The organism is Campylobacter sp. CNRCH_2007_0968H (assembly GCF_025773245.1).
Classification (GTDB): Bacteria; Campylobacterota; Campylobacteria; order Campylobacterales; family Campylobacteraceae; genus Campylobacter_D; species Campylobacter_D lari_D.
Map to the genome: position 1 here is coordinate 49,420 of NZ_JAKMTQ010000006.1, position 10,522 is coordinate 59,941.

14 protein-coding genes and 1 tRNA gene are annotated in these 10,522 nt (G+C 30.6%); 13 read left to right on the forward strand and 2 right to left on the reverse strand.

The window, feature by feature from the left end:
* Positions 1-8 precede the first annotated feature (8 nt).
* Positions 9-236 carry a sulfurtransferase-like selenium metabolism protein YedF gene (gene yedF, locus L8Y18_RS04585; RefSeq protein WP_133319404.1) on the reverse strand — a complete coding sequence of 76 codons (228 nt, stop codon included), beginning with the start codon at positions 234-236 and terminating at the stop codon, positions 9-11.
* On the reverse strand, positions 233-1,441 hold the full coding sequence (gene yedE, locus L8Y18_RS04590) for a selenium metabolism membrane protein YedE/FdhT (protein WP_263676372.1): 1,209 nt from the start codon (positions 1,439-1,441) through the stop codon (positions 233-235). Before yedE ends, yedF begins: the two co-directional genes overlap by 4 nt.
* A gap of 155 nt (positions 1,442-1,596) precedes the next feature.
* On the opposite strand from yedE, the gene L8Y18_RS04595 reads away from it, so the two are divergent.
* From L8Y18_RS04595 to L8Y18_RS04660, 13 genes are all read left to right on the forward strand, one after another.
* Positions 1,597-1,694 (forward strand) — tRNA-Sec (locus tag L8Y18_RS04595).
* A 26-nt stretch (positions 1,695-1,720) separates the two neighbouring features.
* The gene (locus L8Y18_RS04600) at positions 1,721-2,971 is read left to right on the forward strand and encodes an adenylosuccinate synthase (RefSeq protein WP_133319402.1); all 1,251 of its coding nucleotides are present in this window, start codon (positions 1,721-1,723) and stop codon (positions 2,969-2,971) included.
* Entirely contained in the window at positions 2,968-3,387 is a 420-nt protein-coding gene (locus L8Y18_RS04605; protein WP_133319401.1) for a flagellar FliJ family protein, read from the forward strand. The genes L8Y18_RS04600 and L8Y18_RS04605 overlap by 4 nt, the downstream gene beginning before the upstream one ends.
* Entirely contained in the window at positions 3,384-3,902 is a 519-nt protein-coding gene (locus L8Y18_RS04610; protein WP_165955271.1) for a MotE family protein, read from the forward strand. The genes L8Y18_RS04605 and L8Y18_RS04610 overlap by 4 nt, the downstream gene beginning before the upstream one ends.
* Positions 3,903-3,965: 63 nt before the next feature.
* Positions 3,966-4,517 carry a DUF507 family protein gene (locus tag L8Y18_RS04615; protein WP_133319399.1) on the forward strand — a complete coding sequence of 184 codons (552 nt, stop codon included), beginning with the start codon at positions 3,966-3,968 and terminating at the stop codon, positions 4,515-4,517.
* Positions 4,514-5,632: a glutamine-hydrolyzing carbamoyl-phosphate synthase small subunit gene (carA, locus tag L8Y18_RS04620; protein WP_263676373.1), complete on the forward strand. Its 1,119-nt coding sequence runs from the start codon at positions 4,514-4,516 to the stop codon at positions 5,630-5,632. Before L8Y18_RS04615 ends, carA begins: the two co-directional genes overlap by 4 nt.
* The gene (locus tag L8Y18_RS04625) at positions 5,629-6,291 is read left to right on the forward strand and encodes a sulfite exporter TauE/SafE family protein (protein ID WP_133319397.1); all 663 of its coding nucleotides are present in this window, start codon (positions 5,629-5,631) and stop codon (positions 6,289-6,291) included. Before carA ends, L8Y18_RS04625 begins: the two co-directional genes overlap by 4 nt.
* A gap of 108 nt (positions 6,292-6,399) precedes the next feature.
* Positions 6,400-7,866 (forward strand): cytochrome-c oxidase, cbb3-type subunit I, encoded by a 1,467-nt coding sequence (gene ccoN / locus L8Y18_RS04630; RefSeq protein ID WP_039617631.1) that lies wholly within the window; start codon positions 6,400-6,402, stop codon positions 7,864-7,866.
* Between the two features lie 11 nt (positions 7,867-7,877).
* Positions 7,878-8,543 (forward strand): cytochrome-c oxidase, cbb3-type subunit II, encoded by a 666-nt coding sequence (gene ccoO, locus L8Y18_RS04635; protein WP_087700416.1) that lies wholly within the window; start codon positions 7,878-7,880, stop codon positions 8,541-8,543.
* A gap of 8 nt (positions 8,544-8,551) precedes the next feature.
* Positions 8,552-8,755: a cytochrome c oxidase, cbb3-type, CcoQ subunit gene (locus L8Y18_RS04640; RefSeq protein ID WP_133319395.1), complete on the forward strand. Its 204-nt coding sequence runs from the start codon at positions 8,552-8,554 to the stop codon at positions 8,753-8,755.
* Positions 8,755-9,633, forward strand: a complete 879-nt coding sequence (gene ccoP / locus L8Y18_RS04645) for a cytochrome-c oxidase, cbb3-type subunit III (RefSeq protein WP_133319394.1) — start codon at positions 8,755-8,757, stop codon at positions 9,631-9,633. The genes L8Y18_RS04640 and ccoP overlap by 1 nt, the downstream gene beginning before the upstream one ends.
* Positions 9,633-9,845: a DUF4006 family protein gene (locus tag L8Y18_RS04650; protein WP_133319393.1), complete on the forward strand. Its 213-nt coding sequence runs from the start codon at positions 9,633-9,635 to the stop codon at positions 9,843-9,845. The genes ccoP and L8Y18_RS04650 overlap by 1 nt, the downstream gene beginning before the upstream one ends.
* Positions 9,846-9,945: 100 nt before the next feature.
* Entirely contained in the window at positions 9,946-10,521 is a 576-nt protein-coding gene (locus L8Y18_RS04660; RefSeq protein WP_261529512.1) for a hypothetical protein, read from the forward strand.
* Position 10,522 lies beyond the last annotated feature (1 nt).

The following is a 10,522-nucleotide window of genomic DNA, read 5'->3' on the forward strand; positions in this document are numbered from 1 at the left end:
TCTAATTTTTAAGGTTTTTGAATTAAAAATCTAAGCGTTGGTCCATCTTGATCTATCTCTAAAATTTCAAATCCGCGATTTTTCGCATCTTGAGGTATAGAATTAATACTTTGTGGGCAATCACATAAAATTTCTAAGACTTCACCTGATTTTAATTCTTTTAATGCATCAATGGTAGCTATAGCAGGATATGGGCATGCCTCACCTTCTAAATTTAAACTATAATGAATAATCATAATTTTCCTTTGTTGTGTTGGAAGAATAATCTTTTAAATTTTAAAACAAACAAAAATAAAATAGCAAACAAAGCTAAATTGATTAATAAGCCATTAAAATAACCAAAATCATTTAAAAGATGAATTTTTATACCATTTGTTAGTATTTTTGGGAAATGATCATAATTTAAAGCTAAGATCATAGTACCGATGATATTAGCAATACCCACTATAATAAAATGACTTTGTCCCTCGCAAGCTCTATACATCCAACCACACTCGCATCCTCCAGCAAAAACTATTCCAAATCCAAATAAAAAAGCACCTATAGCAAGGTTTGGTGATATTTCTATTACTTTACTAGTATGCCCTTGTAATATAAAAGCAAAAGCTATTAAACAAGCTATGATCATACCTATTAAAGCGCCTTTTATAGCATTGTCTCTACCAAATAAAAATAAATCTCTAAAGCAAGAAGTGAAGCAAATTTGAGCCCTAGAAATGATAAAACCAAAAACAAAACCAAATATTAATGCTAAAGGAAAAAAACTTTCTTTGTTTTTAATATCAATATTTTGTTTTTGTAGTATAAATACAACATAAGTTATAAAAATTATAAATACACCAAGTCCTATGTAAAAATATATTTTTGAAATTTTATTTTGTGTTTTTAATTTTTGATTTTCTTTGCAAACGCGTTGTAACTTTGCTTTTGGCTTAAATAAGGCAAGATTACAAACCTTAACACCTAGATAAATTCCTAAAATCATAAATAAAGTAAAAACCCAAGTATGTAAGGAAAAATAAGGTAAACCTGTAAAGAAATTTGCTAAATTACAACCAAAAGCAAGTCTTGCACCAAAGCCTGATAAAATTCCTCCTATAATAGCTTGAAAAATTCGAATTTTGCTAGCAGGCAAACGCCATTTAAATTTATTTGCTAAAAATGCAGCTACTAAGCATCCTATAAACATACCTATGAGCATGATACCATCAATTCTTGTTAAGGGATTACCACTTAAATTTTGCTTTTGGTAGTAAGTATAGGAGCTTAAATCCATACCAAAAAATTCTAAAATTTCTCCACCCCAGCGTGTCATTTCACCTGTAACAGCCCAAACACTACCAAAAATTCCAAAATAAATAGCACTTAAAATTCCAAGTATAATCATGCCTTTGGAATTATCCCAAAAATTTATAAAAAAAGATTGTTTGAAAGAATGCATTGATATATCCAAAAATTGTAATTGTCAAAACTTGACACTGAAAAACAAACATTATAACTAAAAAATATAATATTTCAAAGTATTTTTACACGCTTATAATTTCATATGTTTAATTTTTGTTTCAATTAAAAATATTAAGATATAATATCATTTTTGGAAGGTTAGCTTATCTGGTGATGGCCACTGACTTCAAATCAGATGAAAGGGTAGTTGACTACTTTTTGGGGAGTTCGATTCTCTCACCTTCTCGCCAAATTTAAGTCAAAATGGAGTTTTTTTATGAGTAAAGCAGATATTGTCGTTGGTATCCAATGGGGTGATGAGGGTAAGGGTAAGATAGTTGATAAACTATGTGAAAATTATGATTATGTTTGCAGAAGTGCAGGTGGACATAATGCAGGTCACACTATATGGGTTGATGGTATAAGATATGCTTTACATTTAATGCCATCAGGTGTTTTAAATAAGCAATGTATTAATGTTATAGGTAATGGAGTTGTAGTTAATCCTGATGTATTAATTAGTGAAATGGCTCAATTTGAAAATTTAGAAGGAAGATTATTTATAAGCGATAGAGCTCATTTAAATTTAAATCATCATGCTTTGATTGATCAAGCAAGAGAAAGACTTAAAGGCGATAAAGCTATAGGAACAACAGGCAAAGGTATAGGGCCAAGCTATGAAGATAAAATAAGTCGTAATGGACATAGAGTAGGGGAATTGCTAGAGCCTGAAAAACTTTGTGAAAATTTAATGAAAGATTTTGAACTTAAAAAAACTTATTTTGATGTTTTAGGTATTGCAATGCCTAGTTATGATGAAATTTTAAAAGATTTAAAACGCTTTAAAGAAGTGCTAGCACCATATATTACAGATACTACAAGAATGCTTTGGAAAGCTTTAGATGAGGATAAAAAAGTATTGTTAGAAGGCGCGCAAGGTTCTATGCTTGATATTGATCATGGAACTTATCCTTATGTAACTAGTTCAACGACTATTTCAGCTGGAGCTTTAAGTGGTTTGGGATTAAATCCAAAAGAAATTGGAAAAGTTATAGGCATAGTAAAAGCTTACACAACAAGAGTGGGAAATGGAGCTTTTCCAAGTGAAGATTTAGGTGAAGATGGTGAAAAAATAGGACTTATTGGTAAAGAAATCGGAGTAAGCACAGGTAGAAAAAGAAGATGTGGTTGGTTTGATGCAGTTGCGGTAAGATATACTGCAAGATTAAATGGCTTAGATACTTTATCATTAATGAAACTTGATGTATTAGATGGTTTTGAAAGTGTTAAAATCTGTAAAGCATATGAATATAAAGGACAAGAAATAGACTATGTACCTTGTGATTTAGAAAACGCTAAGCCTATTTATGAAGTAATGGAAGGTTGGGATAAAGTTGCAGGGATTAGAGATTATGATTTACTACCTGAAAATGCTAAAAAATACATTAAGCGTTTGGAAGAATTAAGTGGCGTTAGAGTAGGTTATATCTCCACAAGTCCTGAAAGAGAAGATACTATCATTTTATGAAAAGCAAATATTCTTCTGTGATTAAGCTTAGAAAACAACAGCTTGATAAAGCAGAGGCAAATTTGACTAGAACAAGACAAAAGCTTTTGTTGTGTGAAGAAGAATTTAAAGAAGCTTTAAAAACATGCGAAAGCTTGACTTTGGCTGATAAAGGTTCGGTGGCTTTGTTAAGATCGTCTTTAAAAATGCAAGAGATTGCAAGAGAGGGTAAGCAAAGAATTAAACAAAAATTAGACCTAACTAAAAAAGAACTTGCACATCATCAACATTTATACAAAAAGGCTCATTTGGAATTTGAAAAAATTAAGGTTTTAGAAAATGAAGAATTAAAAAAAATCCAAAAAGCTTTACAAAAAGAAGAAGAAAAATTTATAGATGAACTTGCTATAACAAGACATTTTAATAAGGATAAATGATGAAAAAAATAATATTTTTATTGATTTTCTTAAATTTTGTAAATGCACAGCAAAATTGCGAGCAGTATTTTGAAGCAAGAAAAGAGCAAATGCAAGAGCAAATTAGAGAATATGATGAAGCAAGACAAAGTTTAGAGGCTTATAGAGCTTCTTTTGAAGCTTTGCAAAAAGAAAAAATGCAAGCTTTGGAGCAAAAAGAAGCTGATGTTAATGCAAGTTTAGAGCAAATAAAAAGTTTAAAAGAGCAAAATGAGCGTATATTAGAAGCGACTAAACAAAATCTTCAAGTTATTAATGATAAAACTATGGGGCGTATCACAGAAATTTATGCTAAAATGAAAGATGTGGCCGTGGCAGGTATATTAAGCGAAATGGAACCGGATGAGGCTTCAAAAATTCTACTTTCGCTAGATCCTAGAAAAATTTCATCCATTATGGCCAAGATGGATCCAAAAAAAGCTTCCGATTTAACACTACTTTTGAAAAATTTAGATCAAAATGCAAGTTCGCAGTAAGTTTTAAGCAGTTTTTACCTTTTTTTTAGTATTATTTCAAAATAAAAATAAAAAGGTGAATAAATGCGTATCAAACCAGCTCATATACCTTATATAGCAAATAAAATAATACTTGATTTAATGCATTCTTCTTTTGTTAAAATTAAAGATGATAGTCAAAAACTTTTAAAAACAGCAAAAGAAATTATAGAAATAGATGTTTTAAATGAGCGTAAACTTGATGAAAAAGCAAAAGAAATTTTAGAAAGCCAAGAAGATGAAATTGAGTTTATGCAAATAGATAGAAAAAGTATGTTTTGGATGATTAAGAAAAAACTAGCAAATGAGTTTAAATTTATGCTTGATAGTGAAGATAGATACAATAATCTTTCTCATAAAATTTTAGAAAATTTAGTGGAAGAAGATTTGATAAACTACAATGTATCAGAAAATCGCGTGAAAAATCTCATTTTTTCAAGTATTATGTCTTATTTAAAAGAGTATGAAAATTTAGAAGATTTAGTCTATGAAAAAATTTCAAATTATAAAAGAAAACTTATTCCAGGTTCTGAAGAATATGAATTGGTATTTGAAAAGCTATATCAAGAAGAGCTTAGAAAAAAGGGACTTTTATGAAAGCATATATTTATATAGAGAATGATGTTTTTTTAAGCGCAAAGGCTTTTGGACAAAGTGGAACTTTTTTTGGAGAGCTTGTTTTTAATACTTCTTTAACGGGATATCAAGAAATTATTTCTGATCCATCATATGCAGGTCAGTTTGTAGTATTTTCAATGCCAGAAATTGGTATAGTTGGTATTAATGATGAAGATAATGAAAGTAAAAATGTATTTGCTAGCGGAATGATTATAAGAGAATTAAATGAAGATTATTCTAATTTTAGAGCCAATGATTCTTTAAGTGCTTATTTGAAAAAACATGAAAAAATAGGGCTTTGTGAAATTGATACTAGATTTTTAGTTAAAATGATCAGAGATCAAGGAAATTTGAGAGCGGTAATATCTACTGAAATTAAGGACAAAGAAGAGCTTAAAAAAATGCTTCTTTCTAGTGCTAAAATTGATGAGGTAAATTATGTAGCACAGGTTAGCACTAAAAGCTCTTATAAACATAGTAAAGGTGCTTGGGATCATAGCAACAAAGCTTATGAGAATGTAAAAGCAAATGGTAAAAAAGTAGCTGTGATTGATTATGGTGTAAAAGAAAATATTTTAAATGAGCTTGTAAGTGTTGGACTTGAGGTGGAGGTTTTTCCTTATAATACCAAGGCAAAAGATTTGATTGATTTATATCAAAAAGGTAAAATTCATGGTGTATTTTTATCAAATGGACCAGGTGAGCCAAAAATTTTAAAAGATGAAATCGCAGAGATTAAAAAACTAGCAGAAGCTAAAATTCCTATGCTTGGTATTTGTTTGGGACATCAACTTTTAAGTAATGCTTTTGGTTATGAAACTTATAAAATGAAATTCGGCCAACATGGAGCAAATCATCCTGTTATTAACCTTACTAATAACACAGTAGAAATTACAGCACAAAATCATAATTATAATATTCCTGAAGAAATAGTAGAGGTCGCAACTATTACTCATAGAAATTTGTTTGGTGATAATGTAGAGGGTGTGAGATATAAAAATTATCCTATTATATCAGTGCAACATCACCCAGAAAGTTCTTCAGGACCACATGAGAGCAAGTATATTTTTAAAGAATTTTTAGAGCTTTTGTGAGTTTAGATTTTATTGCTTTAGCAAGTATAGCTTTTCTTTCTAGTTTTGGGCATTGTTATGGAATGTGTGGAGGTTTTGTTTTAGCTTATACTCAGCTTTCAAAGCAAATTAAACTCCCTTTTTTTCTTTTAATTTTCTCATATCATCTATCTCGAATTTTTGCTTATGTTTGCTTGGGTATATTTTTTGGAGTTTTTGGAAGCTTGCTTTCATTTAGTGAATTTTCAAAAGGCATAATGTTTTTTATAATTGGAATTTTTATGATAACATTAGCACTTGCTTTGATTTTTAAAGGAAAATTTCTAAGTTTTTTTGAAAATTCTTTATTTTTTGAATGCGTAATTAAAAAAAACATCTCTAGATTGATTCAACAAAAATCTTTCAAGAGTACTCTTTTTTTAGGATTTTTAAATGGCTTTGTGCCTTGTGGTTTGGTGTATTTTTATATAGCCTTTGGAATGAGTGTGCAAAGTGTGTATTTATCGGCTTTAATTATGCTTGTTTTTGGTTTTTCAACTTTACCAGCATTGATATTTCTTGCGTATTTTTCTAAAACATTAAATGAAAAATTTCAAAAAATAGCTAGTTTAATTTCCTATATTTTAATTTTTTGTTATGGTGTGTATTTTTCTTATATAGGCTTTGTTTTTACGCGATAATTTATTAATAAATAATAAATAATTAGACATAGTTTAAGCTAAAAAAGATATTAAGTATCGTATAATATAAAGATCGCATAATTGCAGAAAAAAACTTAAGGAGAGGAAATGCACCCAGGAAATGCATTAAACTATGACTATACGGTTGCTAAATATTTTATGTTTGCTACCTTATTGTTTGGTGTTATTGGTATGGCTATTGGAACGCTTATTGCCTTTCAGATGGCTTATCCGGATTTAAATTATTTAGCCGGTGAGTATGGTACTTTTTCAAGACTTAGACCATTGCACACTTCAGGTGTAATTTTTGGTTTTATGCTCTCAGGAATTTGGGCTACTTGGTATTACATTGGTCAGCGTGTGCTAAAAGTTAGTATGGCAGAATCAAGCTTTTTAATGTTCATTGGTAAATTGCATTTTTGGCTTTACATGATCACTATGATTATAGCTGTTATTACTTTGTTTGCAGGTGTTAGCACTTCAAAGGAATACGCAGAGCTTGAATGGCCACTTGATATATTGGTAGTTTTAGTTTGGGTTTTATGGGGTGTAAGTATTTTTGGGCTTATTGGAATTCGCCGTGAAAAAACTTTATATGTTTCACTTTGGTATTATATAGCTACTTTCCTAGGTATAGCAATGCTTTATTTATTTAACAATATGGCTGTGCCTACTTATTTTGTGAGTGGAATGGGTGATTGGTGGCATAGTGTTTCTATGTATGCAGGGACAAACGATGCATTAGTTCAATGGTGGTATGGACACAATGCAGTTGCATTTGTATTCACTGTTGGTATTATCGCTCAAATTTATTATTTTCTACCAAAAGAAAGTGGACAACCAATTTTCTCATACAAACTATCTTTATTTGCATTTTGGGGCTTAATGTTTGTTTATTTATGGGCAGGTGGACACCACTTGATTTATTCTACAGTGCCTGATTGGATGCAAACTATGGGTTCAGTTTTTTCAATCGTTCTTATTTTACCTTCTTGGGGTTCAGCAATTAATATCTTACTTACTATGAAAGGTGAGTGGAGTCAATTAAGAGAAAGCCCATTAATCAAATTTATGATTTTAGCTTCAACTTTCTATATGTTCTCAACTTTGGAAGGTCCTATTCTTTCTATTAAATCAGTTAATGCATTAGCACACTTTACAGATTGGATTCCAGGACATGTTCATGATGGTACTTTAGGTTGGGTTGGCTTTATGACTATGGCTGCGCTTTATCACATGGTGCCTAGAATGTTTAAAAGAGAATTATATAGTAAATCGCTAATGGAAGCTCAATTTTGGATCCAAACTACAGGTATAGTATTGTACTTTAGTTCTATGTGGATAGCAGGTATTACTCAAGGTATGATGTGGAGAGCTACAGATGAGTATGGTAACTTACTTTATACTTTCATTGATACTGTTGAAGCTATTATTCCTTATTATTGGATTAGAGCTGTAGGTGGCTTGTTGTACTTAGTAGGATTTTTCATGTTTGTTTATAATATTTATAAATCAATTTCAGTGGGTAGAGTGCTTGATAAAGAGCCAAAAAGTGCTTCACCTATGGCAGCATAAGGAGGAAAAATATGTTTAGTTGGTTAGAAAAAAATCCATTCTTTTTTGCTGTGGCAGTATTTATAGTGATCGCATATGCAGGTATTGTGGAAGTTTTACCTGATTTTGCTCAAAATGCAAGACCAATTGAAGGTAAAAAGCCTTATACGGTTTTACAACTTGCAGGACGCCATGCTTATATTAAAGAAAGTTGCAATGCATGTCATTCACAACTTATTCGTCCTTTTAAATCAGAAACAGATCGTTATGGTATGTATTCAGTTAGCGGTGAATATGCTTATGATAGACCATTTTTATGGGGTTCAAAAAGAACTGGACCTGATTTATTGCGTATAGGTAATTTTAGAACTACAGATTGGCATGAAAATCACATGTGGGATCCAGTTTCAGTTGTTCCTGGTTCTATTATGCCAGCTTACAAACATATGTTTAGCAATAATGCAAATATAGAAACAGCTTATGCAGAAGCACTAACTGTAAAAAAAGTTTTCAATGTTCCTTATGATGTTGAAAATGGTACAAAACTTGGTACTTGGGAAGAAGCTCAAGCAGAAGTTAAAGCAGAAGCCCAAGCTATAGTAGATCAAATGAAAAATCAAGATGTTAAAGATGCGTTTGCTAGAGGTGAAATTAGAGAAATTGTCGCTTTGATTGCGTATCTTAATAGTTTGAAATAGGAAAAATTATGGATTTAGAACTAATAAGAGAGTTGCAAGCTTATGGCTTTTTTGCCCTTGTAGTATTCTTAGTGGTAGTTTTGTATTCTTATTGGTTTCATTTGTATAGATCTGAAAAAACAGGTAGAAGAAACTATGAAAAATATGCTGATTTAGCATTACATGATGAAATTGGTGATCGTGTTTTAGAGCAAAATAAAAGGAGTGCTTAATGCAATGGTTGAACTTACAAGATAATGTTAATTTATTATCTTTTATTGGAGCAATTCTTATCATATTGATTACGCTTGTTGTGGTAGGAAAATTGTTTAAAAGTATGAAAGAAGAAAAAAGTCAGGGTGAGCTAAGTGAACATAGTTGGGATGGTATAGGTGAATATAAAAATCCTATACCACTTGGCTGGGCTGTGGTATTTTTCTTAGCTATAGTATGGTGTATATGGTATTTTCTTTGGGGGTATCCTTTAAATAGTTATTCTCAAATTGGTCAATATAATAAAGAAGTGCAAGCGCATAATGAGAAATTTGCACAAAAATTTGCAAATTTAAGCAATGAAGATAAGCAAGAAATGGGTAAAAATATCTTTTTAGTTCAATGCTCTTCTTGTCATGGTATTACAGGCGATGGTATCAATGGAAAAGCTCAAAATCTTAATGTTTGGGGTTCAGAAGAGGGACTTATAGAAGTAATTACTAAAGGTTCTAAGGGCTTAAATTATCCTATGGGTGAGATGTTAAGTGCAGCAGATAATGGTATAGATGAAGCTGATATTCCTGCAATTGCTGCTTATGTTGCTTCTGAAATTTCAGCAATTAAAAAAACTGAAAATCCTCAACTTGTAGCAAAAGGAAAAGAATTATTTGTCACTTGTACAGTATGCCATGGTGAAGATGGAAAAGGAACTATTGATGGTCAATTAGTGGCTCCAGATTTAACAAAATATGGTAGTGCAGAATTTGTAGTAGATGTTTTAAATCGTGGTAAAGCAGGTAGTATAGGTGTAATGCCTCATTTTAACAATGGCTTGTTAAATGAGCTTCAAAAAGAAGCAGTTGGCGAATATGTGATTTCTCTTTCAAGGGGCGAATAATGGAAAATTCAAACAGATGTGTATTTTCACTTTCAGGCGTTAGCGGAATGTTAATAGCAACTATTTTATTATTATCGATTTTAGCAGGATTAACTATTTTGGGTCTAAAAACACAACAAGATGTTATGCAAAAACCTTATAAAATAGAAAATGCAGAACAAATTAAAATGTTTGACTCTAAAAGAGAAGAACATATCATTATAAAGGAATGATTATGGCAAAAGTTCTTGAGTATTTAATCATAGCCGGTTTAGTTGTAGCGGCTGGAATCACTGCTTGGTCGGTTTTAACTGCAAATCATCTTTTTATAGGATGAAAAATATATTTAAAGGCGGTTTTTTAGCCGCCATTTTTATTTGTTTTGCTAATTTTTTACATGCTGAAATATTGTTAAATGATAATATCTTAAACACTGCGATAGAACAAAATATCACTACAAGTTCTAGACAAATTTATGAATTAACTGGAGTAAATATCGCTTTAGCATTAAGTGATAAAAAAGATTTTGAAAGTTTAAAAAATTATGAAGCTAATTTAAGTAAGCCATATATTTTACTTGTATTTTCTAAAGCTTCACATAAGGTAGATATACTTGCAAGCGATGATGCTTTGGCTTTTTTTGATAAAGAAGGTGTTTTGAGTCCTTATCCTGAAAAAGGAACAATTTTACCTATACTTGCAAATCCTAAACAAAAAGATATTTATAATGCAGCTATTTTAAATGGTTATGCAGATATAGCCGATCAAGTAGCAAATTATTTTAATATAAAACCTTTTTATGGAAATTCAAATCGTGATACTTTAAATATCATGAGAATTTTAATCTATGGATTTTTATGTGTTGCAATTTTAATGCTAGTTCAAAGAAAAATCAAAAGGAGAAAATAAA

Bases quoted from the DNA above. Each gene is read 5' to 3' on its own strand.
- yedF (WP_133319404.1), bottom strand. From the start codon at position 236: ATGATTATTCATTATAGTTTAAATTTAGAAGGTGAGGCATGCCCATAT.
- yedE (WP_263676372.1), bottom strand. From the start codon at position 1,441: ATGCATTCTTTCAAACAATCTTTTTTTATAAATTTTTGGGATAATTCC.
- L8Y18_RS04600 (WP_133319402.1), top strand. From the start codon at position 1,721: ATGAGTAAAGCAGATATTGTCGTTGGTATCCAATGGGGTGATGAGGGT.
- L8Y18_RS04605 (WP_133319401.1), top strand. From the start codon at position 2,968: ATGAAAAGCAAATATTCTTCTGTGATTAAGCTTAGAAAACAACAGCTT.
- L8Y18_RS04610 (WP_165955271.1), top strand. From the start codon at position 3,384: ATGATGAAAAAAATAATATTTTTATTGATTTTCTTAAATTTTGTAAAT.
- L8Y18_RS04615 (WP_133319399.1), top strand. From the start codon at position 3,966: ATGCGTATCAAACCAGCTCATATACCTTATATAGCAAATAAAATAATA.
- carA (WP_263676373.1), top strand. From the start codon at position 4,514: ATGAAAGCATATATTTATATAGAGAATGATGTTTTTTTAAGCGCAAAG.
- ccoN (WP_039617631.1), top strand. From the start codon at position 6,400: ATGCACCCAGGAAATGCATTAAACTATGACTATACGGTTGCTAAATAT.
- ccoO (WP_087700416.1), top strand. From the start codon at position 7,878: ATGTTTAGTTGGTTAGAAAAAAATCCATTCTTTTTTGCTGTGGCAGTA.
- L8Y18_RS04640 (WP_133319395.1), top strand. From the start codon at position 8,552: ATGGATTTAGAACTAATAAGAGAGTTGCAAGCTTATGGCTTTTTTGCC.
- ccoP (WP_133319394.1), top strand. From the start codon at position 8,755: ATGCAATGGTTGAACTTACAAGATAATGTTAATTTATTATCTTTTATT.
- L8Y18_RS04650 (WP_133319393.1), top strand. From the start codon at position 9,633: ATGGAAAATTCAAACAGATGTGTATTTTCACTTTCAGGCGTTAGCGGA.
- L8Y18_RS04660 (WP_261529512.1), top strand. From the start codon at position 9,946: ATGAAAAATATATTTAAAGGCGGTTTTTTAGCCGCCATTTTTATTTGT.